At 53.2% G+C, this 26683-nt stretch carries 26 protein-coding genes and 4 pseudogenes; 5 read left to right on the forward strand and 25 right to left on the reverse strand.

The features are described 5' to 3' along the window. Positions 1-81 precede the first annotated feature (81 nt). Positions 82-369, forward strand: a complete 288-nt coding sequence (gene yjfY, locus F4V72_RS19970) for a DUF1471 family protein YjfY (RefSeq protein ID WP_136058543.1) — start codon at positions 82-84, stop codon at positions 367-369. A 129-nt stretch (positions 370-498) separates the two neighbouring features. On the opposite strand, the gene F4V72_RS19975 is transcribed toward yjfY, so the two are convergent. The 6 genes from F4V72_RS19975 to ulaA are packed head-to-tail and all read right to left on the reverse strand — an operon-like array spanning position 499 to position 4910. Further along, entirely contained in the window at positions 499-1185 is a 687-nt protein-coding gene (locus tag F4V72_RS19975; RefSeq protein WP_053529617.1) for an L-ribulose-5-phosphate 4-epimerase, read from the reverse strand. Next, the gene (ulaE, locus tag F4V72_RS19980; protein ID WP_053507680.1) at positions 1185-2039 is read right to left on the reverse strand and encodes an L-ribulose-5-phosphate 3-epimerase UlaE; all 855 of its coding nucleotides are present in this window, start codon (positions 2037-2039) and stop codon (positions 1185-1187) included. Before ulaE ends, F4V72_RS19975 begins: the two co-directional genes overlap by 1 nt. A 9-nt stretch (positions 2040-2048) precedes the next feature. Then, a complete protein-coding gene (ulaD, locus tag F4V72_RS19985) occupies positions 2049-2699 on the reverse strand; it encodes a 3-keto-L-gulonate-6-phosphate decarboxylase UlaD (RefSeq protein ID WP_000056750.1) in 651 nt (216 codons plus the stop codon). A gap of 12 nt (positions 2700-2711) precedes the next feature. Then, positions 2712-3179, reverse strand: coding sequence for a PTS ascorbate transporter subunit IIA (gene ulaC / locus F4V72_RS19990; RefSeq protein ID WP_053529619.1), 468 nt, complete (start codon positions 3177-3179; stop codon positions 2712-2714). A 9-nt stretch (positions 3180-3188) separates the two neighbouring features. After that, positions 3189-3497 (reverse strand): PTS ascorbate transporter subunit IIB, encoded by a 309-nt coding sequence (ulaB, locus tag F4V72_RS19995; RefSeq protein WP_023248665.1) that lies wholly within the window; start codon positions 3495-3497, stop codon positions 3189-3191. A 12-nt stretch (positions 3498-3509) separates the two neighbouring features. Further along, complete coding sequence (gene ulaA, locus F4V72_RS20000) at positions 3510-4910, reverse strand: PTS ascorbate transporter subunit IIC (protein ID WP_150342498.1); 1401 nt, start codon at positions 4908-4910, stop codon at positions 3510-3512. Positions 4911-5273: 363 nt separating this feature from the next. Between ulaA and ulaG the strand changes: the two genes are divergently transcribed. Further along, positions 5274-6338, forward strand: coding sequence for an L-ascorbate 6-phosphate lactonase (gene ulaG / locus F4V72_RS20005; RefSeq protein ID WP_053507683.1), 1065 nt, complete (start codon positions 5274-5276; stop codon positions 6336-6338). Positions 6339-6443: 105 nt separating this feature from the next. Next, positions 6444-7199 (forward strand): HTH-type transcriptional regulator UlaR, encoded by a 756-nt coding sequence (gene ulaR / locus F4V72_RS20010; RefSeq protein WP_053529621.1) that lies wholly within the window; start codon positions 6444-6446, stop codon positions 7197-7199. Here ulaR and yjfP read toward each other — a convergent pair. Further along, a complete protein-coding gene (gene yjfP, locus F4V72_RS20015; RefSeq protein WP_150342499.1) occupies positions 7196-7945 on the reverse strand; it encodes an esterase in 750 nt (249 codons plus the stop codon). The two genes, ulaR and yjfP, sit on opposite strands and share 4 nt — an antisense overlap. Positions 7946-8127: 182 nt before the next feature. Here yjfP and bsmA point away from each other — a divergent pair, with 182 nt between their 5' ends. Then, positions 8128-8457 (forward strand): biofilm peroxide resistance protein BsmA, encoded by a 330-nt coding sequence (bsmA, locus tag F4V72_RS20020; RefSeq protein WP_000236760.1) that lies wholly within the window; start codon positions 8128-8130, stop codon positions 8455-8457. Between the two features lie 130 nt (positions 8458-8587). Next, a complete protein-coding gene (yjfN, locus tag F4V72_RS20025) occupies positions 8588-8863 on the forward strand; it encodes a DUF1471 family protease activator YjfN (RefSeq protein ID WP_001664967.1) in 276 nt (91 codons plus the stop codon). A 217-nt stretch (positions 8864-9080) separates the two neighbouring features. Here yjfN and F4V72_RS20030 read toward each other — a convergent pair whose 3' ends face one another. From F4V72_RS20030 to amiB, 18 genes and pseudogenes are all read right to left on the reverse strand, one after another. Continuing rightward, positions 9081-10703: an isovaleryl-CoA dehydrogenase gene (locus F4V72_RS20030; protein WP_053507686.1), complete on the reverse strand. Its 1623-nt coding sequence runs from the start codon at positions 10701-10703 to the stop codon at positions 9081-9083. 84 nt (positions 10704-10787) lie between these two features. After that, positions 10788-11153, reverse strand: a pseudogene (locus tag F4V72_RS20035) (glutathionylspermidine synthase family protein); the annotation flags it as partial. Continuing rightward, a pseudogene (locus F4V72_RS24880) lies at positions 11139-11273 on the reverse strand (DUF1190 domain-containing protein); the annotation flags it as partial. The pseudogenes F4V72_RS20035 and F4V72_RS24880, both read right to left, overlap by 15 nt. Positions 11274-11308: 35 nt before the next feature. Continuing rightward, a pseudogene (locus F4V72_RS20040) lies at positions 11309-11530 on the reverse strand (DUF2491 family protein); the annotation flags it as partial. 4 nt (positions 11531-11534) lie between these two features. Next, positions 11535-11933, reverse strand: a pseudogene (locus F4V72_RS20045) (YjfI family protein). A gap of 122 nt (positions 11934-12055) precedes the next feature. Next, positions 12056-12787 (reverse strand): 23S rRNA (guanosine(2251)-2'-O)-methyltransferase RlmB, encoded by a 732-nt coding sequence (rlmB, locus tag F4V72_RS20050; protein WP_001293263.1) that lies wholly within the window; start codon positions 12785-12787, stop codon positions 12056-12058. 63 nt (positions 12788-12850) lie between these two features. Then, positions 12851-15295: a ribonuclease R gene (gene rnr / locus F4V72_RS20055; protein WP_053507688.1), complete on the reverse strand. Its 2445-nt coding sequence runs from the start codon at positions 15293-15295 to the stop codon at positions 12851-12853. A 37-nt stretch (positions 15296-15332) separates the two neighbouring features. Beyond that, on the reverse strand, positions 15333-15758 hold the full coding sequence (gene nsrR, locus F4V72_RS20060) for a nitric oxide-sensing transcriptional repressor NsrR (protein WP_001177632.1): 426 nt from the start codon (positions 15756-15758) through the stop codon (positions 15333-15335). Between the two features lie 172 nt (positions 15759-15930). After that, the gene (locus F4V72_RS20065) at positions 15931-16467 is read right to left on the reverse strand and encodes a GNAT family N-acetyltransferase (protein ID WP_024149716.1); all 537 of its coding nucleotides are present in this window, start codon (positions 16465-16467) and stop codon (positions 15931-15933) included. A gap of 178 nt (positions 16468-16645) precedes the next feature. After that, positions 16646-17944 (reverse strand): adenylosuccinate synthase, encoded by a 1299-nt coding sequence (gene purA / locus F4V72_RS20070; protein WP_136058544.1) that lies wholly within the window; start codon positions 17942-17944, stop codon positions 16646-16648. Positions 17945-18046: 102 nt separating this feature from the next. Beyond that, positions 18047-18244: a DUF2065 domain-containing protein gene (locus F4V72_RS20075; protein WP_001089290.1), complete on the reverse strand. Its 198-nt coding sequence runs from the start codon at positions 18242-18244 to the stop codon at positions 18047-18049. A 78-nt stretch (positions 18245-18322) separates the two neighbouring features. Continuing rightward, entirely contained in the window at positions 18323-19327 is a 1005-nt protein-coding gene (gene hflC, locus F4V72_RS20080) for a protease modulator HflC (protein ID WP_001232419.1), read from the reverse strand. 2 nt (positions 19328-19329) lie between these two features. Beyond that, a complete protein-coding gene (gene hflK, locus F4V72_RS20085; protein ID WP_063390015.1) occupies positions 19330-20589 on the reverse strand; it encodes an FtsH protease activity modulator HflK in 1260 nt (419 codons plus the stop codon). Between the two features lie 216 nt (positions 20590-20805). Beyond that, on the reverse strand, positions 20806-22086 hold the full coding sequence (gene hflX / locus F4V72_RS20090; protein ID WP_000460339.1) for a ribosome rescue GTPase HflX: 1281 nt from the start codon (positions 22084-22086) through the stop codon (positions 20806-20808). 71 nt (positions 22087-22157) lie between these two features. Further along, positions 22158-22466, reverse strand: coding sequence for an RNA chaperone Hfq (hfq, locus tag F4V72_RS20095; protein ID WP_001051879.1), 309 nt, complete (start codon positions 22464-22466; stop codon positions 22158-22160). An 82-nt stretch (positions 22467-22548) separates the two neighbouring features. After that, on the reverse strand, positions 22549-23499 hold the full coding sequence (miaA, locus tag F4V72_RS20100; RefSeq protein ID WP_023248677.1) for a tRNA (adenosine(37)-N6)-dimethylallyltransferase MiaA: 951 nt from the start codon (positions 23497-23499) through the stop codon (positions 22549-22551). Further along, positions 23492-25348, reverse strand: a complete 1857-nt coding sequence (mutL, locus tag F4V72_RS20105) for a DNA mismatch repair endonuclease MutL (RefSeq protein WP_136058545.1) — start codon at positions 25346-25348, stop codon at positions 23492-23494. The genes miaA and mutL overlap by 8 nt, the downstream gene beginning before the upstream one ends. 9 nt (positions 25349-25357) lie before the next feature. Then, positions 25358-26674 (reverse strand): N-acetylmuramoyl-L-alanine amidase AmiB, encoded by a 1317-nt coding sequence (gene amiB, locus F4V72_RS20110; protein ID WP_136058546.1) that lies wholly within the window; start codon positions 26672-26674, stop codon positions 25358-25360. Between the last annotated feature and the right edge of the window lie 9 nt (positions 26675-26683).

Here is a 26683-nt window from a genome sequence, read left to right on the forward strand (position 1 = left end):
GTTATGGTTAAAATTAAACCAGAAGCGATTAACTGACGGGGAGATATCGCCAACCAGACCGCGCTGCTGAGGAGGTACACCATGCGAGCCCGGATAATGCTAGTTCTGGCGGCGCTTTTGCTTAGCGTAACGGCAACGGCAACGGCAACGGCAGCCATCAAAATAAACCATCACCAGGCCAGGAATATGGATGATGTACGCAGCCTGGGCGTCATTTATATCAACCATAACGTCGCCACGGAAAGTGAAGCCAATTTGGCGCTGAATGAAGAAGCGGAGGCTCAGGGCGCGGCGTATTATTACATCATACTTATCCGGGAACCGGGCAGTAACGGCAATATTCACGCCAGCGCGGATATTTATCGCTAGCATCAGGAAAACCAACAAAAAAGCCATAGTTTGATTTGCCCCCTGAACAGGGGGCTTTTTTCTCTGAAAGATGGCTCCGGAATTAGACCTGTGACATCCCGATAATATTCACATTACGGAGCACACATTTCACTTTTGCCCGTAATACGCATCCGGGCCATGCTTACGCATGAAGTGCTTATTCATCAGATAATCGTCAATGGGGTTGAGGCCAGGGTTAATACCGCGGGCAATCCACGCCATTCGCGCAACTTCCTCCATGACTACTGCGTTATGTACCGCATCATGCGCATCTTTCCCCCAGGCGAACGGTCCGTGTTGATACACCACAATACCTGGCGAGTGCAGCGGTTCCACGTCACCCAGCGTTTCGATAATCACCTTGCCGGTGTTTAGCTCATATTCGCCCTGCACTTCCTCTTCGCTTAACGCCCGGGTACAAGGAATATCGCCAAAGAAGTAGTCAGCATGGGTCGTGCCCAGCGCTGGAATCGCCTTCCCTGCCTGCGCCCATGCCGTGGCATGGGTTGAATGGGTATGAACGACGCCGCCAAGCGATGGATAACGTTGATACAACGCCAGATGGGTAGCGGTATCGGAAGAAGGACGATAACGCCCCTCCACCACTTTGCCATCCATATTCACCACCACAATGTCATCTACTTTCATGGTTTCATAGGCGACACCGCTTGGCTTAATCGCCACCAGCCCGCGTTCGCGATCAATAGCGCTGACGTTGCCCCAGGTAAACGTCACCAGTCCGTAACGGGGCAAATCCATGTTAGCGTCAAATACCTGCTGCTTGAGTTTTTGCATTAAGCTGCCTCCACCAGGCCGGCGCTGGCCATGCGCGCTTTCACCCAGTCGCGCGCTTTCGCGACTTCAAGCGCCGGATCGTCTGCCGTTTCGCTCCACATCTCAATCAGGTATGGCCCGCAATACCCACTCTGCCTGAGCGTTGCAAAACAGCGTTCGAAATCGACAACGCCTTCGCCAAACGGCACATTCTTGAACACGCCGGGTTTAGTATCTTTGACGTGTACCGCGACGATATGGCCTATTCCGGCCTGCAGTTCCATCTGTACATCGTTATCCCATGCCGACAAATTGCCGATATCCGGATAAAGCTGGAACCAGGGGTTATTCAGATAATGAGCGTAACCCAATGCTTTACTGATGGAATTCATCAGCGGGTAATCCATGATCTCCATCGCCAGCGTGACCTGGGCGCGGCTGGCCATATCAACGCTCTCTTTTAATCCATCGCGGAAGCGACGGCGCGTTTCGTCATTGGCCTGCTGATAGTAAACGTCGTACCCCGCCAGTTGAATGACGCGAATCCCGACGTCCTGCGCAAACTGAATTGCTTTACGCATAATCTCCAGCCCCTGCGCCCGCACCGCGTCATCTTCGCTACCGAGCGGAAAACGACGATGCGCGCTCAGGCACATGGACGGTACGCGCACGCCGGTTTCAGCAACCGCATTTACCAGCGCCAGACGCTGCTCGCGACTCCAGTCGAGCCGCGCCAGCCGGGCGTCGGTCTCATCCACCGACATTTCGACGAAGTCAAAACCCAGCGTTTTCGCCAACCGCAGGCGCGCCAGCCAGCACTCCCCGGCAGGGAGCGCTTTTTCATAGATGCCGAGCGGAATTTGTTTCGACAGCATAGCCCCTCCTTAGCCCCACAACTGGGCAATGGAGCGTTTGAACTGACGTGCGGCTTCTACCGGCGATTCGGCATCGCGAATGCTACGGCCTGCGATAAAGACATGGATCGGAATGCCTTTGAACAGCGGCAGGTCTTCCAGCGCCAGGCCGCCGGTCACGGTCACTTTAAAGCCCATATCGGACAGACGTTTGATGGCGGTGATATCCGCCTCGCCCCACGCTACGCCCGCGGCCTGCGCATCGCGGCTACGGTGATAAACTACCTGCCCAATACCCGCATCGCGCCACTGCTGCGCCTGTTCCCAGGTCCAGTAGCCGGTCAGTTCTATCTGCACGTCGCCGTTGAACTCTTTCGCCACATCCAGCGCGCCTTTCGCGGTATTGATATCGGCGCAGCAAATAACTGTCACCCAGTCCGCGTTGGCTTCGAAACACATACGGGAGAGAATTTTACCGGCATCGGCAATTTTAGCGTCCGCCAGCACTATTTTGTGTGGATAGAGCGCTTTCAGGTCGCGAACGGCACGTACGCCTTCGCCAACGCATAGAATGGTACCCACTTCGATAATGTCGACCTCTTCGGCAATCAGGCGGGTAGTTTCATAGGCGCTATCCATGGTCTGGTTGTCCAGCGCGACCTGCAACATCGGTAATGACATTTTGTTTCTCCCTTAAACAGCCGCCGCAGTGGCGTTATCGATTAAATCCAGCACATCCTGCTCGGTGCGGCAGGCGCGTAAACGGTCAAAATTGGCTTCATCTTCAAACAGATTGACGATCTGCATGATGCCCACTTCCTGATGGGTATTAGCGTCTACTGCCGCCATGGTGATCAAAATATCGACCGGGTCGTTATCTTCGTGGTTAAACGCCAGCGGCTTTTTCAGCGTCACCAGAGCAAAACCCGTGTTCTTGACCCCTTCTTCCGGGCGGCCATGCGGCATCGCCAGGCCGGGGGCAATCACAAAATAGGGGCCAAACTGCTCAACACCATCGAGAATGGCCTGGTAATAGCGCGGCTCCACCACGTCGGCAGCCACCAGCAAATCGACGCCGATCTTGACAGCTTCTTGCCAGGTGTCGGCTTCCGCCTGTAAACAAATGGAATGGTTTTGCGCCAGCGAATCACGTAATTTCATGTTGCGTCCTTACTTCTTCACGTCCTGTGGAAAATGCGCGTTGATCACTTCCAGTAGTTTCGGACCAAAGTCTGCGGGCGATAGCATGTTGCGCACGCCAACCACATATTTGTTGCCCGTCACGCTGATTTCACCTGCAATATGTGTGGAAGCGATGATGATGTCCGCACCGTTCAGCTCACTTTTGTACTCTCCCACCGCGCAGCTGTTTACCGTGTGGTCGATATTGGATTGGGTTAGAAACTGATCTACTTTCATTTTCATGATCATAGAACTGCCTTGTCCGTTGCCACATACAGCCAGAATACGTACGGTCATAATCCAAACTCCTTATTGAGCAGAAATATCTGCCAGTTGTTTTTCTGCATCTTCTTCAGCACGCAGCGCGCGTCCTGCGAAGATCATATAAACCAGTGCAATAACAATGATGACAGCCATAAAGAGGATGCCGAGGGAGAAGAACCCCTGCATCATCGGCGGCGCCAGAATCGACCAATCCGCCATCCCCATCCAGGCGCTCATACCGGTGAGTTTTACTGCCCAGACGCAGCCAAAAATTTCAATCATGCCCATCACCAGACAAATCTTGAGCGCCGCGCGCCAGCCGCCAAAGTGGTTGGCAAAGACGCCGATGGTAGCGTTAGAGAAGAACATCGGAATGAAGCCGGGAATGATCAGAATGGAAGAGCCGCAACCTACCAGGATACCAACGGCTATCAGTTGTCCGATGGTGCCCCACATAAAGCCCCAGACCACGGCGTTAGGCGCGAAGCTGTAAATAGCGGCGCAGTCAATCGCCAGTACCGCGCCCGGAATCAGACGCTGGGAGATACCATTAAAGGCCTCAGAGAGCTCGGCAACGAACATACGCACGCCCTGAGTAATGATGAAAATCGCCACAGCGAACGAGAAGCCGGTTTGCAGGATATAGACCGTCCAGTGGGTTTTACCCGCCATCGCCTGTACGGTGTCGATACCAAAAGAGAGCAGGATCGCGCCAAAGAAAATGGTCATCACAATCGCCGTAGAGACGATGTTGTCGTGGAAGATATTCAGCCAGCCCGGCAGCTTGAGATCTTCAACGCTCTCCTCTTTTTTGCCCAGGTATGGCGCAACTTTGTAGGCAATCCAGGAAGCAAATTGCTGCTGGTGACCAATAGAAAAACCGCAGCCATCGGTCACTTCCTGGGTGGGCTTATACATCATGTTGGAGGTGATGCCCCAGTACAGGGAAACCAGTATCGCCGTGCAGATAATGGTGGTCCACATGGAATAGCCGAAGATATAGAAAGAGACCGCAATCAGCCCCGCCTGCTGAAACATGATGTGCCCGGTCAACATGATGGTGCGAATACCGGTAATGCGTCGCAACAAGACGTAACAAATGTTCAGCGCAAGCGCGAGTAACACCGCGTAGCCTACCCAACTATACGCATCGCCCATTCGGTCGATCGTTGCCATCATCGAAGCATAGGTATCGGAAATCGCGCCGTTGATACCGTAGACCTCGGACATCTTCGCCACCACAGGCTTAAAGGTGCTGGTCAGAATACCGGACCCGGCCTGTAGCAGCATGAAGCCAATGATGGTTTTGATCGTTCCTTTGATGATGACGCTGACGCTTTTGCGCAGCAGGATATAGCCCAGGCAGGTCACAATACCCAGTAATAGCGGGGCATTGGTCATTACCTGATTAAAGAAAACGGTAAAGATGTTGTAGAGAATCTCCATAACGATCTCCGGTAGACAAGGTTGCTGAGTCGCAGGCGCTCAGGATAGTGTCCCTTCACTGTAATTTTCAAAAGTAATCACAACAAGATTGAATTTGATTAAATGTGACGTAGCGCGCAAATAATTAGCACACTTAATACATGGTTTACTTACAGATAACCTATTTTTTAATTAAAATAAGTAAAATCATAAACATGAATATATCTACATGACGCTATATCGGATTAATTTTTTCATCTATCAGCGTTATCCTCTCCCAAAAAGCCAAAAAATAGCCCATTGCCTTCTTGAGAAAATAGTGTCAGGATTAATCAAAACAAATCACACTTTGAGAAATTTTGAACAAACATGAAGGTAAATGCGATGAGTAAAGTACAAAGCATCACGCGTGAATCATGGATTCTGAGCACGTTTCCGGAGTGGGGAAGCTGGCTGAATGAAGAGATTGAGCAAGAGCAGGTCGCGCCGGGCACGTTCGCCATGTGGTGGCTGGGCTGTACCGGCATCTGGCTAAAATCTGAAGGCGGCACTAACGTATGCGTCGATTTCTGGTGCGGTACTGGTAAACAAAGCCACGGTAATCCGCTGATGAAAACCGGCCATCAGATGCAGCGTATGGCTGGCGTCAAAAAATTACAGCCTAATCTGCGCACCACGCCGTTTGTTCTCGATCCTTTCGCTATCCGTCAGATTGACGCCGTACTGGCGACCCATGACCATAACGATCACATTGATGTCAATGTGGCGGCTGCCGTAATGCAGAATTGCGCCGATGATGTTCCGTTTATCGGCCCACAGACCTGCGTGGATTTATGGGTCGGATGGGGTGTCCCGAAAGAACGCTGCATCGTGGTAAAACCGGGCGATAGAGTGAAAGTGAAAGATATTGAAATTCATGCGCTTGATGCTTTTGACCGCACCGCATTAATCACGCTGCCCGCCGATCAGAAAGCCGCTGGCGTACTGCCGGACGGCATGGATGTACGCGCGGTTAACTATCTGTTTAAAACGCCGGGCGGCAATCTCTATCACAGCGGCGATTCTCACTATTCCAACTATTACGCGAAACACGGCAACGAGCATCAAATTGATGTCGCGCTCGGTTCCTATGGCGAAAACCCACGCGGTATTACGGATAAAATGACCAGTGCGGATATTCTACGCATGGCGGAATCGCTGAATACCAAAGTGGTGATCCCGTTCCACCACGATATCTGGTCGAACTTCCAGGCCGATCCGCAGGAGATCCGCGTGCTATGGGAAATGAAAAAAGATCGCCTGAAGTATGGTTTTAAACCGTTTATCTGGCAGGTTGGCGGCAAGTTTACCTGGCCGCTGGATAAAGACAATTTCGAATACCACTATCCACGTGGTTTTGACGATTGCTTTACGATTGAGCCAGATCTACCGTTCAAATCCTTCCTCTGAGCCGACATCATGCCGGGATTACCCGGCATTTTTTCCCATTTACTTTAGTATTTCCAGGCTATTTCAAATATCATCTTTTCAAATCAATTTATATCGGAATAGCTCATGACTGAAGCACAAAGACATCAAATACTGCTGGATATGCTGGCACAGTTTGGCTTTGTTACCGTCGAAAACGTGATCGAGCGTCTGGGGATCTCCCCGGCGACAGCGCGCCGTGACATTAACAAGCTCGACGAAAGCGGTAAACTTAAAAAAGTACGCAACGGCGCGGAAGCTATCACCCAACAGCGGCCCCGCTGGACGCCAATGAATCTGCACCAGGCGCAAAACCATGATGAAAAAGTACGCATCGCGAAAGCGGCGTCACAACTGGTGAATCCGGGTGAAAGCGTAGTGATTAACTGCGGCTCTACCGCCTTCCTGCTGGGGCGCGAAATGTGCGGGAAGCCGGTACAGATCATTACTAACTATCTGCCGCTGGCGAATTATTTGATCGATCAAGAGCATGAAAGCGTGATTATCATGGGCGGTCAGTACAACAAAAGCCAGTCGATTACCCTGAGCCCGCAGGGAAGTGAAAACAGTCTCTATGCTGGCCACTGGATGTTTACCAGCGGAAAGGGCTTAACCGCAGATGGCCTGTACAAAACCGATATGCTGACCGCCATGGCGGAACAAAAAATGCTCAGCGTCGTCGGGAAACTGGTCGCTCTGGTCGATAGCAGTAAAATTGGGGAGCGCGCGGGGATGTTATTCAGCCGCGCCGATCAAATCGATATGCTGATTACCGGCAAAAATGCCAATCCGGAGGTTTTGCAACAGCTTGAAGCCCAGGGCGTAAGCATACTGCGCGTTTAAAGATGCTGTCGGAAAAACGCTACCGTCGCCGACAACGCTTCTGGCGTAATGCGATGCCGCACGCCTGCGGCCCACAAACAGGTCACATGCTTATCCAGCTTCGCTCCGGCGAGTGCCTGCTGGAGCCGGAAGGTTTCAATAGCAGGCACCACGTCATCCTCCTGACCATGCCACAACAGAAGCGGCCTGTCGGCCAGTCGTTCCAGTTGGTGTGTGACTTCCCATTCCTGCAGCGGCGCAATGATATTGTCAAATTCCGCCTGTTGTGCCGGGTTCTGCGGGGACAACGGCGGGAAAAGCGTCCGGGCGAGCTCGGTAAAATAGCCCGACCCCATTAAACTGGCCCCGCATTTTACCTCACGGTGACGCGTCATAATGCCCAGCGCCGTCATACCGCCCATGGATGCGCCGCCTATCGCCAGACGCTCGTCAAGCAGCCAGTTTTCCGCCAGAATCGCCGCACGTAACGTCGTAAATTCCTGCATGTTTTGTTGCAGAATTTGCCAGAATCGCTGTATCCGTCCCTGTGAGTCGCCGCCGAAGCGAGCGCCATGTTCCGGCGCATCCGGCATGACCACCCGGAATCCGGCCTGCGCCAGGGCAACGGCAAAATAACTATAAACCAGGCTGGAGGAGGTGAAACCATGATAGAACACCACACAGGGAAGCGGCGCGTCGCGTTTCCCTTCCGGGAAGGCATGCAGTACGGCGCGCCCGTCTAATTGTCGTGTTTCAATCGCTATCATTATTCTCTCCTTTTTATCCGGTATGCCACGGAGAAATACTTAACGCAAGTTTATGGATAGCGCAATGATTCATAATGTTGAGAACTGGGTTACGCTTTCGCAACATTTTCATTCGAAAATCGCGTGACAGGTAACACTTCGGGAACATTCCCCCTAAAGGGAAATCAATAAGGCATTACACTATGGTTATCAGGAAACGAGATAGAGTTATGCGTCGGTTTGCTTCATTAATAGCAGCACTGTTATTAAGCGCGTGTAGCGTGCTGCAAGGTACGCCGCAACCTGCGCCGCCTGTCGCCGATCACCCGCAGGAAATCCGTCGCGATCAAACGCAAGGACTACAGCGGATGGGGACCGTAAGCGCGCTGGTTCGGGGTTCCCCGGATGATGCAATAGATGAAATCAGAGCGAAAGCCGCCGCTGCGAAAGCCGATTATTACGTTATCTTAATGGTTGATGAAACGGTTGTAACCGGACAGTGGTATTCACAAGCCATTTTGTATCGTCAATAACAGTAGATTGATTTTTAGTCAGTTTTACATTGCTTTGCGCCCCTATGCGTTTACCTGTGCACAATAAACAAACAGGTTTACCGTGATGGAGCGTCCTGTTAAATGCGGGGTATGTAATAAGGAGCTGACGATGAAACAAGAACTTGCCTTATCCTCACTGCTGCTTTCTGCCGGACTGGTGAGTACGACGGCACAGTCTGCCGAATTCGCCAGTGCTGACTGCGTAACGGGTCTGAATGAAATCGGCCTGATATCGGTCAGTAATGTTGCAGGAAACCCACAGGATGTAGAGCGGATTATCGCCCTGAAAGCCGATGAACAGGGCGCATCCTGGTACAGGATTATTCAAATGTATGAAGAACAACAGCCGGATAACTGGCGCGTACAGGCGATACTCTACGCCTGATTCCGCGTGGCTCGCGACGGATAGCGACGCCAGCATCTTATCTGGCCTACACATTGACGCCCCCGAAGGCCCGGTAAGCGACAGCGCCACCGGGCAATTTTTCGGAGGGCGGCTACGTCTTATCCGGCCTGAAGGATGGGCATGTACTGCAGGCCAGACACCAGGTATCATCAGGCACACCGTGTCCCATCCGGACCAAGTCGAAACCAGAAAAACGCTACCGCAATCCCCCCGTCGCCCTTAACAATAAATCATTTTGTACCTGTGCAGACAGCGGCATTTCGCCACGTGTATCCAGCATCATCTGACACCACGCCTGCGCCAGTGGCGGCGATGCATGACGAAGCATTTCCGCTCCGCATCCCAGCAAGAAAAGCGGCTGCGTAATCTCTCTGCCCATTGCTTCGTCCGGTTTGCGTAAACGTTGCTGTAGCTGACGTACCGCGCGGTCGTAATGGCGATCCTGACCTTTGACTTCTGCAAAAACTTCACCCAATACGTCATAGACACCGTGTTGTTTTGTCAGCACCCGAAGTACATCCAGACACATGATATTGCCGGAACCTTCCCAGATACTGTTCACCGGCATTTCACGGTACAGGCGCGGGAGTTCGCTCTCTTCGCAATACCCCATCCCGCCGAGAACCTCCATCGCCTCAGCCACAAAAGGGATTCCCTGCTTACAGATGGCGAATTTCGCCGCTGGCGTAAATAATCGCGCCCATAATGCCTCTTTCGCCTCGCGACGTTGCTCCCAGGCGCGCGCCAGCCGAAATAAAAGTGCCGTCTGCCCCTCCAGGCATAGCGCCATACGACTTAAGGTTTGTCGCATCAACGGTTGCTCGATCAGCGGCTTACCAAAAGCCTGACGCTGATGAGCATGGTAAATCGCGACTGAAAACGCGCGCCGCATTAAGCCATGACTCCCAAGCGCACAGTCAAAACGCGTCATACCGCCCATCTTTAAGATATGCCGAATCCCTTCGCCCTCTTCTCCCAGCAGCCAGCCGACGGCATCATGAAACTCAACTTCGGCGCTGGCATTCGATCGATTACCGAGTTTATCTTTCAGGCGTTCAAGACGAACAGAGTTCCGTTGCCCGTCAGGCAGGAAACGCGGCACAAAGAAACAGGATAGACCTCCTTTTGCCTGCGCCAGCACCAGGTGTGCATCGCTTTGCGGCACAGAGAAAAACCATTTATGCCCCACCAACCGATATGAACCATCCGCCAGCCGATCCGCGCGGGTCGTATTACTGAGCACGTCAGATCCGCCCTGCTTTTCCGTCATCCCCATACCGATGAGTAGACCCCGTTTTTGCCCGCCCGGTAATAAATGCGAATCGTAGCGATCGCTGCGCAGCGGTGCCAGCCAGTCATGGAAAGTGGCGGGAAGCATTTGCAATAGCAACGGTGTCGCGGCAAAGGTCATCGTGACAGGACAGAGTGTTCCCGCTTCTACCTGAGCATGTAATACAAAACGCGCGGCTCGGGCGACAAAGCTCCCCGCCCTGGCATCCTCCTCCCAGGCCAGATTATGTACCCGATTAGCGCAAAGTCCCTGCATCAACAGATGCCAGGCGGGATGAAAGCGAACGTCATCCAGACGTTGTCCCTGTGGATCGTAACGCAGCAACTCAGGAGGATACGCGTTCGCCAGACGACCCAGTTCCAGTGATTCCGCCGTTCCCAGTTGTTGACCAATGCTGGCGAGAAGGTCGCTGTCCCATCCCGCGCCTTCCCGGGAAACCGCTTCACACAGCGCGCCATCAGACAGGAATAAGTTACTGTTATTGAGCGGAGCAGGTTGATTAAAAACGGTATGTGTTTGCCAGGACATGGTGTCTCCCTCCTTCAATGGCGGTGAAGTCAAGTATGGTCATGACCGCGCCATTGACGCCGGAGGAAGATCACAAAAGTATGATTAATCGGCAATATAATGTGGAACGAAACGGGAAGTATCTTTGGTAATCAGCGTATTATCCTCGCGAATCCCCATCCCGGAGGCTTCATCGTCAATGATCCAACTGCCAATCAGCGTATCGCTATCGCCAACGCGCGGCAAAGGCTGAAACGCCTGGTAAATCATCGGCTCATCGGCGTAGCCACTGTCGGCATAATCGATAACATTTTTCCGGTCATCGAAAATCGTGGCATTACCGCCTTCCCGCGAATAAATCGGCTTCCGTACACTGCTTTCGCCAGGCGCTGCGAGCGATTTTTCGCCCTCAAACCAGGCCGGCAGCAGATTCGGATGGTCAGGGAAGAAGCGCCACAATAGCGGCAGCATCAGGCATTTTGGCGTGTAGCGATTTCGTTTCCGCTCAAAAGGATTAACCGGTTCGGCTTTCCGTCTTATTGCCGAATAGCCTACGCCGGATGTGCTTCTGGATTTTCGTTTTCTTGCCATGATCTTCCGTTACCATGTCATACAGGCAGAGTTAAAAATACCGCCAGCCAGCGCCGTTCTTGCCAGTTGAGGGTTATCGGTCCCATTTCCGCTGGCGCAATGGCTGAACGCCAGTATCGTTCCTCGTTAATACCGAAATTTTCCTCGTACACAAAGAGTTTGATGTCATCAATGTCGTCAACATCCGTGCCGCCAGTCGTGTTAATTTGCAGAAACTCATCGCCAGAGGTGTAGTAGCGAAAAATCTGACTGCCGCCTGTATTATTCCTGTAAGTAGTCTTGTGTTATTTCAACGACATCCAACGCATTTTCTATAAGCGTGGTGATCTCCAGCGTCACGTCGTCAAGCGAAGAATTTAACGACAACGCGCCAAAAGTGACATAATATTCTTCCTATTTCACCCGAGTAATACCGACCGAAGACAGTGGTAAAACCTTCTGATTTCTAAGTAAGAAAACGTTAAACTCCGCGGTATCTCTAATAGTATTTGCCGGACATATATAAGTCTCGATAATTATTTGTTGCGAGGTAAATAAAACTGTCAGTGGTAAATCGCCATAATCATTCATTTTTATTATTAATGAAGATTTATTATATTCTATATCTAAATCGGCGATGTTGTTTAACGCATCCGCCAGCGTCCGTGGAGTCCATACCATATTCCTATCTCTTTATAACTAAAAGAAACTACAGGGTATGTTTTGCTTTTTATATTACCAGCCAAAGATTAAAAAAAACCATCCGATTATGGATGGTTTTTTCTGAAAAAATAATATCAGCATCAGGTTCGCTGGCGAACGGCTTCAAACAGACAAATCCCGGTCGCAACAGAGACATTCAGCGACGACACGCTACCGGCCATGGGAATGCTGATCAGCTCATCGCAGTGCTCACGGGTCAGACGACGCATACCTTCACCTTCTGCGCCCATGACCAGCGCCATGCGGCCAGGCATTTTGCTCTGATACAGCGTATGGTCAGCCTCGCCCGCCGTCCCGACAATCCAGATATTTTCTTCCTGCAACATGCGCATCGTGCGCGCCAGGTTGGTGACGCGGATCAACGGCACGCTTTCCGCTGCGCCGCAGGCGACTTTCTTCGCCGTCGCGTTGAGTTGCGCGGAGCGGTCTTTCGGCACGATTACCGCATGTACGCCTGCGGCATCGGCGCTGCGCAGACAGGCGCCAAGATTATGCGGATCGGTGACGCCATCAAGGATCAACAAAAAGGGGCGATCGTGTAATGCGATCAGATCCGGTAGATCGTTTTCCTGATATTGCCGGCCTGGTTTCACACGGGCGATAATGCCCTGGTGTACCGCGCCTTCGCTTTTCTCATCCAGAAACTGGCGGTTTGCCAGCTGAATAACAACGCCCTGCGCTTCTAAAGCATGGATCAACGGCAACAGGCGTTTGTCTTCACGCCCTTTTAGGATAAAGACATCCTGAAAACGTTCAGGAGCACGCTCCAACAGGGCCTGCACCGCGTGGATGCCGTAAATCATTTCACTCATTGATGGTTCTCATTCATGACGTTTGCCGGGGGCGCTACGCTTACCCGGCTTATAAGGGGAAATTTACTCCGCGGATTGCTTTTTCGCGGCGCGTTTTGCTTTGGTAGCCGCGGCGATTTTGAGCGTTTTTGCCGACGGCTTTTTCGCTTTTTTATCGCCTTTTTTCTCCGCTTTCGGCTTTGCCTTACCTTTTTTCTCGCCGCGGAAGGCGCTATCAGGCTCGAAGTTAACTTTTTTACCTACCTGACGACGCTTACCGGCGTTTTTACTTTCGCCTTTTTTCGCTTTTTCACGCGCCGTTTTGCCGACGTTACGCGGCGCGCGCTCGCTGGAGATGAGGCTAAAGTCGATTTTACGCTCGTCCATATTCACCGCTTCGACGCGTACCTCGACCCGGTCGCCCAGGCGATACGTCTGTCCGCCAGACTCGCCAATCAGACGTTGCCCTACCTGATCGAAGCGATAGTAATCGTTATCCAGTGAGGAAACGTGTACCAGCCCATCGATAAACAGTTCGTCAAGGCGCACAAAGAAGCCGAAACCGGTGACGCTGGCAATCACGCCCTTAAAGACGTTGCCTACCTGATCCAGCATAAAGTCACATTTCAGCCAGTCGGAGACATCACGCGTCGCTTCATCAGCGCGGCGTTCCGCCATCGAACAGTGCTGACCGAGCTGCAACATCTCTTCCATCGAGTAGTGATAGCCACCCGTTTCTGTGGTGTTGCCCTTGTTCCCTTGCTCTTTCGCCAGCAGGTACTTAATGGCGCGGTGCAAAGAAAGATCCGGATAGCGGCGAATCGGCGAGGTAAAGTGCGCATAAGACTGCAATGCCAGGCCAAAGTGCCCGCGGTTTTCCGGATCGTAAATCGCCTGCTTCATTGAACGCAGCAGCATAGTTTGCAGCATTTCGGCGTCCGGCCTGTCGGCAATGGATTCAAGCAGTTCGGCATAATCGCGCGGTTCCGGTTTATTTCCGCCCGGAAGCTCCAGTCCCAGCTCCGCCAGTACAGAGCGGAATGAGGTAATCGCTTCGGTAGTGGGCTTATCATGAATACGGAATAGCGCCGGCTCTTTAGCTTTTTCGACAAAGCGCGCCGCCGAGATATTCGCCATGATCATGCACTCTTCGATAAGCTTATGCGCGTCATTACGCTGGGTCTGTTCGATACGCTCAATGCGACGCTCGGCGTTAAAGATAAACTTCGCCTCTTCGCTCTCAAATGAGATCCCCCCGCGCTCCTCACGCGCTTTATCCAGCACGTTGTAGAGGTTGTGCAGCTCTTCAATATGCTTCACCAACGGCGCATATTGTTCACGCAGATCCTGGTCGCCCTGCAACATATGCCAGACTTTGGTATAGGTCAGACGCGCATGGGAGCTCATCACCGCTTCATAGAATTTGTAGCCGGTCAGCCGCCCCTTCGCCGAGATGGTCATTTCACAGACCATACACAGCCTGTCAACCTGCGGGTTCAGCGAGCACAGGCCGTTGGAGAGCACCTCCGGCAGCATTGGGACAACCTGTGATGGGAAGTAAACCGACGTGCCGCGATTGCGCGCCTCGCGATCCAGCGGCGTTGGCGGCCGTACATAATAGCTCACGTCAGCAATCGCGACCCACAAACGCCAGCCACCGCCGCGTTTTTTCTCACAGTAAACCGCGTCGTCGAAGTCACGGGCATCTTCGCCATCAATAGTGACCAGCGGTAAATCGCGCAGATCGACACGGCCTGCTTTCGCCTCTTCCGGCACCTCTTCTTTCAGCCCGGCGACCTGCTGCTCTACCGCCTGCGGCCAGATGTAGGGAATTTCATGGGTACGCAGCGCCATATCAACCGCCATACCAGTGCCCATATTGTCGCCCAGCACTTCGACGATTTTCCCTACCGCTTTGGTACGCCGGGTTGGACGTTGGGTCAGTTCAACCACGACCACGAACCCCATCCGCGCGCCCATGACGTCTTCTGGCGGGATAAGAATGTCGAAGCTCAGACGGCTGTCGTCAGGCACCACAAAACCCACGCCCGCATCAGTAAAATAACGCCCGACTATCTGGCTGGTTTTCGGTACCAGAACACGGACGATACGCGCTTCGCGGCGACCTTTACGATCGGCGCCAAGCGGCTGCGCCAGCACCTGATCGCCATGAATACAGGTTTTCATCTGCTCGCTGGAAAGATACAGATCATCTTTGCGGCCTTCGACACGTAAGAAACCGTAACCGTCACGATGACCGATCACGGTGCCTTTCACCAGGTCGAGGCGTTCCGGCAGCGCATAGCACTGGCGACGGGTAAAGACCAGTTGTCCGTCGCGCTCCATCGCGCGCAGGCGGCGACGCAAGGCTTCAAGCTGCTCTTCGCCTTCAATATTCAGTTCTACGGCCAGTTCTTCGCGACTGGCCGGTTTTTCACGTTTCGTTAAATGTTCGAGGATAAATTCCCGGCTCGGGATAGGATTCGCGTATTTTTCTGCTTCGCGTTCCTGGAAAGGATCATGTGACATTGAGGTTCCTCCATTGTCATCTCTAATGAAGTTTACTTCACTCCACCAGTAATAATTTATAAAGCGGTTGATTCTCTTCAACCAAATCGGCAAGCGTGTAGTTATCCAGCTCCTTGAGAAAACTCTGCACGGCCTTAGAAAGCGCCTGTTTCAGACGACAGGCAGGGGTGATGTGGCAAAATTCGCTGCTACAGTTGACCAGTGATAAGGGTTCCAGCTCACGCACCACATCGCCAATACAAATAGTATTAGCCGGTTTACCCAGGCGGATACCGCCATTTTTTCCCCGAACGGCGGTGACAAAGCCCGCCCGGCTAAGCTGATTGATAATTTTGACCATATGATTACGGGACACGCCGTAGACTTCTGTCACCTCAGAAATGCTGGTCATTCGTCCATCTGGTAACGACGCCATATAGATTAGCGCACGTAAGCCGTAATCGGTGAAACTCGTTAACTGCACATCAACCTCTGGGAAAAACGGATAGGGATGCCTCTATGATTCAGGATATCAATGTTGCGCCAACACACCCAACACAGACACCAGCTCAATAAAGAGCATTATCGTTGATGATAAACCAGCCAGCGCTCAGGCCGCTAATTTATTTAAACGCAAGAGCAAAAAAGCGCGAATCTCAAGGCGAGCCGACTGATTTATCCCATAAACACGCAAGCTTTAAACACTCGGCGCCTTTGTATAAACATTCGTCGTAAATATGATAATCCACATGTTCAGCAACGCTGACCGAGCCAGGGTTATTTTTGGCAATCAGACAGACCGTTTTTGCTGGCGAGAATGTCTGCACAAACCACTGATGCGCGGCAACAGCCGCTTCCTTTGCAATTCCCCGCCCCTGCGCCGGGCGTGAAATAACCCAGGAAGCCTCAGCGCAACGCGCAAAGTTATCATCAAGGCCGCGATGAAAGTTAGCCAGCCCCGTTTCCCCAAGGAAAGCGCCGTCAGATTTCTGGAAAATGGCAAAGATGCCGTAACCGAATGCCGCCCAATGACCCACATTCCTTAATAGGCGATTCCATCCCTCTTCTGGTGTGAATCCAGGCGCATTATCCAGACGAAATATCTCAGGATCGGCATACATAGGATACCATATTGCAAAATCAGCGATGGTTTGTGGGCGTAGAATTAATCTCTCAGTGGTAATGGTCAACATGCTTTCCCTCTCTGGCGCCTTGATGCCAACGTTTATCCTACCACGTAACCGGACATAGCTATACCCAACGAACTTCGCGTTGCTGGCGTCTAAAAACAGGGAAATGTCGCGGGCTTACGCGCGGCGCTAACGGCGGGAAGGATAACATAGGGCGTGGATAACCACGCCCTCAGGAAGATTACGCGTCGAATGGGTCGCGCAGAATCATCGTTTCAGTACGATCCGGGCCGGTTGAAATAATATCAATCGGTACGCCGGTCAGTTCTTCGATACGCTTGATATAGTTCAGCGCCGCCTGCGGCAGGCCGCTACGATCTTTCACGCCGAAGGTGGATTCAGACCAGCCCGGCATGGTTTCGTAAATCGGCTCGATGCCTTTCCAGTCGTCCGCCGCCAGCGGAGTAGTGGTCACTTCGCGACCGTCCGGCATACGATAAGCCACGCAGAGTTTCACCTCTTTCAGGCTATCCAGAACGTCCAGTTTGGTCAGGCAGAAGCCAGACAGGGAGTTCAACTGTACCGCACGACGAACGGCAACGGTGTCCAGCCAGCCGGTACGACGACGACGACCGGTAGTGGCGCCGTATTCGTTACCCTGCTTGCAGAGGAACTCGCCGGTTTCATCAAACAGCTCAGTCGGGAACGGACCTGCACCTACACGAGTGGAGTAAGCTTTGAGGATACCCAGAACGTAATCAACATAACGCGGGCCCAGGCCGGAACCGGTCGCCACGCCACCTGCAGTGGTGTTAGAAGAAGTTACGTACGGATAAGTACCGTGGTCGATATCCAGCAGGGTACCCTGCGCACCTTCAAACATGACGAAATCGCCACGCTGACGCGCCTGGTCGAGCAGGTCCGAAACGTCAACAACCATAGAAGTCAGGATGTCGGCAACAGCCATCGTATCATCCAGAACTTTCTGGTAATCAACCGCTTCAACTTTGTAGTAGTTAACCAACTGGAAGTTGTGATATTCCATCACTTCTTTCAGTTTTTCAGCGAAGGTTTCTTTGTCGAAAAGGTCACCAACACGCAGACCGCGACGTGCCACTTTATCTTCATAAGCAGGCCCGATTCCACGACCGGTGGTGCCGATCGCTTTCGCGCCACGCGCTTTCTCACGCGCGTTATCCAGCGCAACGTGATAATCAAGGATCAGCGGACAGGCTTCAGACAGCAGCAGACGCTCACGAACGGGGATGCCACGGTCTTCCAGTTCTTTCATCTCTTTCATCAGCGCGCTCGGAGACAGCACGACGCCGTTACCGATGATGCTGGTAACATTCTCACGAAGAATACCTGATGGAATAAGATGGAGGACGGTTTTTTCACCGTTGATTACGAGAGTATGGCCTGCGTTGTGACCGCCCTGATAGCGTACAACATATTTAGCCCGTTCAGTCAGAAGATCGACGATCTTTCCTTTACCTTCGTCACCCCATTGGGTGCCCAGTACGACGACGTTGTTACCCATTTTTCAAAATCACCGTTTGCTTAAAAATGGATTCTACCATCGCTTTTTCAGATATACAGCACTTTTTGCACTCAATCTTCGGCAAATCCGACCACTTTTTGCTCAGCCAATCGTTTTCCTCAACATGTAGTAGACTACAACTCCCGCAACCACAAGTCCGCCGCCAAAACGACGTAAAACATTTTCCGGCAGTTGCGCCAGTGCCGAAACCATTTTTTTCCATGCGCCGGGATATAGCATCGGTCCCAGCCCTTCGAGGACTAATACCAGAGCAAGCGCCAGCCAGATTGTTGAATTCATTTATCGCCCTTATAAAAGAAAACCACCGGCATCCTTTGGATGCGGTGGTTTTGCTGGTCTAAAACCGCTGACGCTATTTTAGCGTGTCGTCGAACTCGGTGTCTTCATGTAGCGGAAGAAATCGCTGTCCGGGCTCAGCACCATGACGTCCTGATTACCTTCGAAGCTATTCTCGTAAGCGCGCAGACTACGAATGAACGCGTAGAAGTCAGGGTCCTGGCTGAATGCGTCGGCAAACAGCTTCGCGGCTTCGGCATCGCCTTCACCACGCATGATACGCCCCTGACGCTCAGCTTCCGCCAGAGTTTTCGTCACTTCGTAGTCAGCCGCCGCACGCAGTTTTTCCGCTTCTTCCTGACCTTGTGAACGGTGACGACGCGCTACCGCTTCACGCTCGGCGCGCATACGGTTGTAAATCGCCTCAGAAACCTCGGTCGGCAGGTTGATCTGCTTAATACGCACATCGACCACTTCGATACCCAATGCCGCCATACTGTTCGGATTGATGACTGGTACCTTACCTTTGGTTTCCGCCGTGACGCGTTCCGCCGCTTCGGCAATGGCGTCATCCGCCGCCGGGGTCGCCACTTCATCGTCAGTACCGGCTGAACCGGAGTTCAGCGCGTCGCGCACTTCCAGAGTCAGACGACCACGAGAATCGGTCACGATGTCTTTTACGTCCAGGCGACCAATCTCAGAACGCAAGCGGTCCGAGAATTTACGTTTTAACAGCACTTCGGCTTGCGAAATATCGCCACCGCCGGTCGCCAGATAATAACGGCTAAAGTCGCTGATACGCCATTTGATGTAGGAGTCGACAATCAGGTCTTTCTTCTCTTTGGTAACAAAGCGATCGGCCTGGTTATCCATCGTCTGGATACGCGCATCAAGCATTTTCACTGATTCAATAAACGGGATCTTAAAGTGCAGACCCGGCGCGTAAACCAGCGGTTTGTTCTCATCGTCACGCAGAACTTTACCAAAACGCAGCGTAATGCCGCGCTCGCCCTCTTTGACCACAAAGACGGACATGTAGAGCACTACCAGCACGATGATGATAATCGCAATAACTGACTTACGCATCGTTATTCCCCCTGACGCTGGTAGTCGTTACGCTGCGCATTCGCGCGGCGTTGGTCCATAATATCGCCCTGATTTGAGGACGACGTGTTGCTTGCTCCGCTGGCGTTAGACTTTGTGGACGGCGGCAGGCGCAGCAGGTTGCTGGCGCTATTGTCGCTCTTTGCCGCCGGCGCATTCCCGCCTTTTAGCATCTGATCTAACGGCAGCACCATTAAATTACCGCTCTTGTCGTTAACCAGTACTTTACGGGTATGGCTCAGCACTTTTTCCATCGTTTCAATATACAGACGCTCGCGCGTAATCTGTGGCGCGGCTTTATATTCCGGCAAAATCTTCGCAAACCGGGCAACTTCACCCTGCGCTTCCAGGATAGTCTGGGTTTTATACGCGCGTGCTTCTTCAAGAATACGCTGCGCCTGACCGTTGGCGCGCGGCTGAACTTCGTTGGTATACGCTTCCGCTTCACGAATGTACTGCTGCTCGTTTTCACGTGCGGCAATCGCGTCGTCAAAGGCGGCTTTCACCTCTTCCGGCGGCCGCGCAGCCTGGAAGTTCACGTCCAGCAGGGTAATCCCCATGTTGTACGGCTTGATGGTTTCTTCCAGTTCGCGTTGGGTATCGCTACGAATAACGGTACGACCTTCGGTCAGGATGCGATCCATCGTGTATTTACCAATGACGCCGCGCAGCGCGCTGTCGGTGGCCTGACGCAGGCTATCGTCCGGGTTGGTCACGCTAAACAGATATTTCTGCGGATCGGTGACGCGGTATTGCACGTTCATTTCAACACGCACGACGTTTTCATCAGACGTCAGCATCACGCCTGACGCCGCCAGTTCGCGCACCGCTTCGACGTTCACCGGCGTGACGTCGTCAATAAATGTCGGCTTCCAGTTCAGACCTGGCTCTACCAGATGGCTGAATTTACCAAAACGCGTCACAACGCCGCGCTCGGCTTCTTTAATGGTATAGAAGCCGCTGGCTGCCCAGATAATGACTATTGCCGCCGCGGCAATGGCGACGATACGACCGCCCAGTTGCGGACGCGGGCCTTGCGATGAGCTACTGCCGCCGGAACCGGTGCCTTTACCGCCCCCAAAACCACCGAGTTTTTTACTCAGCTTACGGAAGATATCATCCAGATCGGGAGGTCCCTGATCGCGGCCACCTTTGTTTCCATTTCCCCCAGAGTTGCTGCCAGGTTTGCTGCTTCCCCACGGGTCGCGGTCCTGTCCGTTATTACCGGGCTGATTCCACGCCATGTTTGTGCTCCATATTTGTTATGCGGTGATCCCCGTTGTCTTTCGACTCCAGAGGATAAGGCGAAATTACTCCATGCTTCAGACGAGCCGCCGTTACAGGCGTCATCTCTCAGGCCGCTCCTTGAGTGGCTGCTACTTTCACCCCAGTCACTTTACAGTTGTAAACTCCTGAGATTCTCTCAGCTACCGCTTCAATGCGACCTGAATGACTCCGCTCTAGATCACGTATTCGATCAACGCCGGTTCTTGTTTACAGAGGCGACGCCAGTCGACAATCGGCATTCGTACCTGCAGACTGACGCTACCGTCTTCCTCCATCCACTCTTTTTCTATTGCCTGAAGCTGATAAAACCGGCTTCTCAGACGCCCTTCCTGCGGCGGCAAACGCAGCGTGTGCTGCGCCACCTCGCCGGAAAGACGCTCCGTCAAAGCCTGAAAAAGCTGTGGTATTCCCACGCCGGTTTGCGCTGAAAGCCAAACACGGATGGGTTTATTCTCTTCATCTCTGTCGATACGCGGTTCAAAGTCGTCCAGCATATCGATTTTGTTCATCACCATTAAGGTGGGGATTTCGTGAGCGTCAATCTCTTCAAGAACGGTATTTACCGCCTCGATGTTTTCCTGCACACGAACATCCGCCGCATCGACCACATGCAGCAGCAGCGTCGCCTGACGCGTCTCCTGCAGGGTAGCTTTAAAGGCAGCCACCAGATCGTGCGGTAAATGGCGGATAAAACCTACCGTATCCGCCAGCACGGTTTCACCGACATCCGCCACATCAATACGACGTAACGTGGGGTCCAGCGTCGCGAATAGCTGATCTGCCGCGTAGACCCGCGCTTCAGTGATCTGATTAAAAAGGGTGGATTTTCCGGCGTTGGTATAGCCCACCAGCGATACCGTCGGAACGTCGGCCTTGATACGCGACTGTCGCCCCTGCTCACGTTGCTTCTCAACTTTCTCCAGGCGCGACTGAATCTGCACAATGCGATTACGCAGTAAACGACGGTCGGTTTCGAGCTGGGTTTCACCCGGACCGCGCAAACCAATCCCGCCTTTCTGACGTTCAAGGTGGGTCCAGCCACGCACCAGACGCGTAGCCAGATGGCGCAACTGCGCCAGCTCAACCTGCAGCTTACCTTCATGGGTTCGCGCACGTTGGGCAAAAATATCTAAGATAAGACCGGTGCGATCGATAACCCGGCACTCGCACAAACGTTCCAGGTTTCGCTCCTGGGCTGGACTCAATGCATGATCAAACAATACGACCGCTGCGCCAGTCGCTTTCACGGCTTCCGCAATTTCAACTGCCTTACCTTCACCTACAAAGTACTTCGGGTGCGGTGCTTTACGGCTACCGGTAATCACCTGCATTGCTTCGACACCGGCGGAAGAGACCAGAGATTCAAACTCCTGGAGGTCTTCCATATCTTTGTCTTGCGAAAAATAGATGTGTACCAGTACCGCCTGCTCACCGGCATCATAACGGTCAAACAAGCGTAAACCCTCTTAATAACCAGCGGGGGCGATTATCCGACGCCCCCGACATGGATAAACAGCGCGTGAACTTATTCAGTCTCTTCGCTGTCCTGTTGCGCAGTAGAACCCTGCGCGTTGCTACCGTGATGGTAGTTATTGCTGGTGCCGCCACCGGCATTGTTGCTGTGATGGGAAACCGGGCGAGACGGGACAACAGTAGAAATCGCGTGCTTATAAACCATCTGGCTGACCGTGTTTTTCAACAGGATCACGAACTGATCAAAGGACTCGATTTGACCTTGCAGCTTAATACCATTCACCAAATAAATAGAAACTGGAACACGTTCCCGACGCAATGCGTTCAGGAACGGATCTTGTAAAGATTGCCCCTTAGCCATTCTCTTTTCCTTATATGCTTATTTGTACTTTGAACCTTTCGATTCTGAAAAATTGCGCACGATACGTCTCAATTGTACACATTCAGTCTGCGATAGCACCAACAACCTGTAATACTTCTTTTCGCGCTCGATCGGGATTTTCACTGTCAAGCCAGCGCACCCCTTCCCAACCGCGCAACCAGGTCATCTGGCGCTTCGCCAACTGTCTCGTGGCGCAAACACCTCTATAAACCATTTCATCATATGAAATTTCGCCCTCAATGTATGACCACATCTGGCGGTATCCCACACAACGGATGGAAGGCAAGTCCGTATGCAAATCTCCTCGGGCAAAAAGCGCCCGGACTTCTGCTTCAAAACCTGAAGCCAACATCTGATGAAAACGCTGCTCAATGCGCTGATGGAGCAGTTCACGGCTCGCCGGGGCGATAGCGAACTGATGCACCTGATACGGTAGCGCGTCTCCTGACGTTTGCGTTAGCTCCGTTAAAGTTTTACCCGAAATGAAAAAAACTTCCAGTGCCCGGGAAAGTCTTTGCGGATCATTTGGATGAATTCGCGCGGCGGCAACCGGATCTATCTCCTGAAGTTGCTGGTGCAACGCTTCCCATCCAAGCTCCGCAGCTTGCTGCTCTATCCGGGATCTGACTTCCGGATCTGCTGAAGGCAACGGCGATAACCCTTCAAGCAATGCCTTAAAATACAGCATGGTACCGCCTACTAACAGCGGGATACGCCCCGCGGAGGTGATCTCCGCCATTTGCGCTAACGCATCACGGCGAAAATCCGCCGCCGAATACGCCTGCGACGGGTCGCGTATATCCAGCAGTCGATGCGGCGCCGCTTTCAGCTCATCGGCATTCGGCTTGGCCGTACCAATATCCATTCCCCGATAAATGAGGGCGGAATCAACGCTTATCAACTCTACTGGCAAAACTTTACGCAGTTCTATCGCCAGTGCCGTTTTGCCGGAGGCCGTCGGCCCCATCAAAAATATCGCCTTAGGCAGGCTCGCCTTACTTACATCATTCATGCTTCAGGGCGTTCATCGCCGAATGTAAATCAACAGGTTGTAACAGACCACCCGGCGGCGCTTTTACCAGTTGCGGACATAGCCGCTCAACATCCGCCAGCAGCGATATGGCCTGCGCCATCGACCACTGCGGATGTTCGCTCTGCACATTACGTGCTATCCACTGTGCAATATTGACCGTTGCAAATGTAGTTTGTTGCGCCAGGTAGCCTATCAGTTCAGGAATCAAGATTTGTAAATTTTGTTGTCGTAAGGGTAAAGGCACTGCACGAATGGTCACATGCTGCGCATCTGACTGAAATTCAATGCCCAATTCCCCCAGCAAAGGTTGGGCTTTTTGCAGCGCGGCTTTTTCATCGGCGCTCACTTTTAAACGCAGCGGAATCAGCAGCGGCTGCGCGCAAACCGGATTTTGACCCGGCGTAAGCTGCGCCTGACGCAGCCAACGCTCCGCAACCGACAGCGACAAGAGCTGGATATTCCCCACATGTTCCAGTAACGCGCAGTCACCGCCGACTATCGTCAGTACGCGGCCAAAACTCTGGCTATGTCCGTCAAGCGCAGGCGCAACCGGTTCCGGCGTTGGGCTCGTCGCAGGCGTCTGTAAAAGCGCGCGATAAACCTCGCCCTGCTGCTTCTGATAGCCCGGCTGCGCGTGAGGCCAGCCGCCAACGGACTGACGCCCGCCGCTACCGCCCGATGCGCCGCCAGAATAACGCGGTGTAGCCGGCTCGCGCGCCGCAGCCGACACGGCGGGTTCAGCAAAATGGTTACGTCCGGCGGCGATACGGTTTTCCGGGACATGCCGCGGCGCTGGCGCAATGTCCTCCAGCGGCAGCGTCGTTTCCGTCTGCTGTTGCAGAACGCTCAGCATCCCTTGATAGATGAAGTCGTGCACCAGTCGGGATTGATGAAAGCGCACTTCGTGCTTGGCGGGATGAACATTGACATCCACCTGATGCGGGTCAATCTCCAGATACAGCACAAACGCAGGCTGTTGGTCCGCGCCCAATTTGTCTTCACAGGCCTGGCGAATAGCATGGTTGATCAAACGATCGCGCATCATGCGGCCATTCACATAGCAGTACTGGATCTCCGTTAACGCCGTGGTGCTATGATTCGGATCGGCGACCCAGCCGCGCAGAGTCAGATCGCCATGCTGCCACTCGATCGCCAATGCCTGTTCGAGAAACGGCGTGCCGCAGATGGCGCCTAACCGGCGCTCTTTTTGCCCATCCTTTGTAACAGCGCGATACTGCCGTACCAATTTGCCGTTGTGCGACAGGTTAAGAGTGACGTCAAAACGGACCAATGCAATACGACGGATGATCTCATCGATATGATTAAATTCCGTTTTTTCGGTACGCATGAATTTGCGCCGGGCGGGCGTATTATAAAAGAGATCCAGAACTTCCAGGGTGGTGCCGACCGGGTGCGCGGCGGGTTTTACCGTCACGTCCATGTCGCGCCCTTCCGCATACGCCTGCCAGGCTTCCGCCTGCTCCGCCGTGCGCGACGTTAGCGTCAGACGCGAGACCGAACTGATACTCGCCAACGCTTCGCCGCGAAATCCCAGACTCATAATCGCTTCCAGATCGTCAAGCGAGGCGATTTTACTGGTGGCATGTCGGGCCAGCGCCAGCGCCAGCTCCTCTTTTTTAATGCCGCAGCCATTGTCACGAATACGAATAAGCTTCGCGCCGCCACGCTCGATGTCGATATCAACGCGGGTGGCACCGGCATCCAGACTATTCTCTACCAGCTCTTTAACAACCGACGCAGGGCGTTCCACCACTTCGCCAGCGGCGATTTGGTTCGCAAGCTGCGGCGGCAGAACCTGAATCGGCATGAAATCTCCTTAATTCGCGGCGGTTATGCCGCCAGGCTGGTTGATACTGGCCGTCTGGCCTGGGCCGCCCTGCGGCGCAGACTGGATCGGATGCGCTGCAAAGTACTTACGCAACCCTTTGTATATAGCGTCAGCAATCTGCTGCTGATAGCGATCGCTCGCCAGCAATCGCTCTTCGCCGTGATTACTGATAAAGCCTGTCTCCACCAAAATGGACGGGATATCCGGCGAACGCAGCACGCCGAGGCTCGCGTGTTCCGGGCGACGTTTATGCAGTGACCCCACGCCGTCCAGTTGGCTTAGCACGTTCGTCGCTACATCATACCCTACCCGCTGCGAATGACCGAATTGCAAATCCAGTACCGCCTGGCTCAGGTAAGGGTCTGACTGACTGTTCGCCAGCACATCGCCAGCGCCGCCTAACAGTTCGGACTGCTTCTCATGCTGCTCAAGCCAGTTTGCCATTTCGCTGTTCGCGCGACGATTGGACAATACCCAAACGGAGGCGCCAGTGGCGTCGCGATTTGGCGCGGCATCCGCATGAATAGAGACAAGGAAGTTGGCGTTTTGCTTACGCGCCACGTCAGACCGCCCCATCACCGAAATAAAATAGTCGCCGTCACGCGTCAGCACGCCTTTAAACATCGGATCGTTATTCAGTAATGTGCGTAACTTACGCGCGATGGCGATGGTGACATTTTTCTCACGCGTACCACCCGGGCCTATCGCGCCGGGGTCCTGGCCTCCATGTCCGGCATCAATAGCAATCACCACTTTATCGCCAGCGCCTGCCGGCGCGCGCGCCGTAGGTCGCGTAACGGTCTTGCTGCTGGTTACGCCGGTTAGGCGATCATCAGGAGATTTAAACGGATTACGGGCAGGCTCCGTCGGGCGGGGCGCACTTTCAACCCGTTTCGCAACGACAGGTGGTGGTGGCGGGACATCGGCATTAATGGTGAAAATGACCGTATAGTTGCCGCCGTTTTGCCGCTTCACAGCCTCGGTTTTGCCATTTTCTGTTAGATCGACAAGCAACCGTAAAGATTGCGCATCTTTCGGCGTCCCGGCACGGATCGTTTTCACCAGATTGTTACCGCTAAACTGAAGCGGCAGCCCCTGAATCACGCCGGTCTGCCTGATATCCAACGCCACGGTACGTTTACCGTCCTGTGCGTAAGCATATTCCGGCTCGCCGATAAAACTGAGTGTAATGCGCGCCTGCTGCTCGCCGTTGGAAACCTGAATATCAGAGAGACTGGCGGCGCCCGCCTGCGCGCACAGCAGGATTAAGGCTGCTATTACGGCATTTTTGATGCGATAAATCATCCCGCCACC

The sequence above is a fragment of the Salmonella enterica subsp. diarizonae genome, assembly GCF_008692785.1.
GTDB lineage: Bacteria > Pseudomonadota > Gammaproteobacteria > Enterobacterales > Enterobacteriaceae > Salmonella > Salmonella diarizonae.

Excerpts from the sequence above, each read along its gene's own strand:
- mutL (WP_136058545.1), bottom strand. The coding sequence starts at position 25,348 with ATGCCGATTCAGGTTCTGCCGCCGCAGCTTGCGAACCAAATCGCCGCT.
- bsmA (WP_000236760.1), top strand. The coding sequence starts at position 8,128 with ATGGTTATCAGGAAACGAGATAGAGTTATGCGTCGGTTTGCTTCATTA.
- amiB (WP_136058546.1), bottom strand. The coding sequence starts at position 26,674 with ATGATTTATCGCATCAAAAATGCCGTAATAGCAGCCTTAATCCTGCTG.
- yjfN (WP_001664967.1), top strand. The coding sequence starts at position 8,588 with ATGAAACAAGAACTTGCCTTATCCTCACTGCTGCTTTCTGCCGGACTG.
- F4V72_RS20075 (WP_001089290.1), bottom strand. The coding sequence starts at position 18,244 with ATGAATTCAACAATCTGGCTGGCGCTTGCTCTGGTATTAGTCCTCGAA.
- F4V72_RS20065 (WP_024149716.1), bottom strand. The coding sequence starts at position 16,467 with ATGTTGACCATTACCACTGAGAGATTAATTCTACGCCCACAAACCATC.
- ulaG (WP_053507683.1), top strand. The coding sequence starts at position 5,274 with ATGAGTAAAGTACAAAGCATCACGCGTGAATCATGGATTCTGAGCACG.
- yjfP (WP_150342499.1), bottom strand. The coding sequence starts at position 7,945 with ATGATAGCGATTGAAACACGACAATTAGACGGGCGCGCCGTACTGCAT.
- ulaE (WP_053507680.1), bottom strand. The coding sequence starts at position 2,039 with ATGCTGTCGAAACAAATTCCGCTCGGCATCTATGAAAAAGCGCTCCCT.
- miaA (WP_023248677.1), bottom strand. The coding sequence starts at position 23,499 with ATGAATGATGTAAGTAAGGCGAGCCTGCCTAAGGCGATATTTTTGATG.
- hflC (WP_001232419.1), bottom strand. The coding sequence starts at position 19,327 with ATGCGTAAGTCAGTTATTGCGATTATCATCATCGTGCTGGTAGTGCTC.
- ulaD (WP_000056750.1), bottom strand. The coding sequence starts at position 2,699 with ATGTCATTACCGATGTTGCAGGTCGCGCTGGACAACCAGACCATGGAT.
- ulaC (WP_053529619.1), bottom strand. The coding sequence starts at position 3,179 with ATGAAATTACGTGATTCGCTGGCGCAAAACCATTCCATTTGTTTACAG.
- hfq (WP_001051879.1), bottom strand. The coding sequence starts at position 22,466 with ATGGCTAAGGGGCAATCTTTACAAGATCCGTTCCTGAACGCATTGCGT.
- purA (WP_136058544.1), bottom strand. The coding sequence starts at position 17,944 with ATGGGTAACAACGTCGTCGTACTGGGCACCCAATGGGGTGACGAAGGT.
- hflK (WP_063390015.1), bottom strand. The coding sequence starts at position 20,589 with ATGGCGTGGAATCAGCCCGGTAATAACGGACAGGACCGCGACCCGTGG.
- yjfY (WP_136058543.1), top strand. The coding sequence starts at position 82 with ATGCGAGCCCGGATAATGCTAGTTCTGGCGGCGCTTTTGCTTAGCGTA.
- ulaA (WP_150342498.1), bottom strand. The coding sequence starts at position 4,910 with ATGGAGATTCTCTACAACATCTTTACCGTTTTCTTTAATCAGGTAATG.
- ulaB (WP_023248665.1), bottom strand. The coding sequence starts at position 3,497 with ATGACCGTACGTATTCTGGCTGTATGTGGCAACGGACAAGGCAGTTCT.
- F4V72_RS19975 (WP_053529617.1), bottom strand. The coding sequence starts at position 1,185 with ATGCAAAAACTCAAGCAGCAGGTATTTGACGCTAACATGGATTTGCCC.
- F4V72_RS20030 (WP_053507686.1), bottom strand. The coding sequence starts at position 10,703 with ATGTCCTGGCAAACACATACCGTTTTTAATCAACCTGCTCCGCTCAAT.
- rnr (WP_053507688.1), bottom strand. The coding sequence starts at position 15,295 with ATGTCACATGATCCTTTCCAGGAACGCGAAGCAGAAAAATACGCGAAT.
- ulaR (WP_053529621.1), top strand. The coding sequence starts at position 6,444 with ATGACTGAAGCACAAAGACATCAAATACTGCTGGATATGCTGGCACAG.
- rlmB (WP_001293263.1), bottom strand. The coding sequence starts at position 12,787 with ATGAGTGAAATGATTTACGGCATCCACGCGGTGCAGGCCCTGTTGGAG.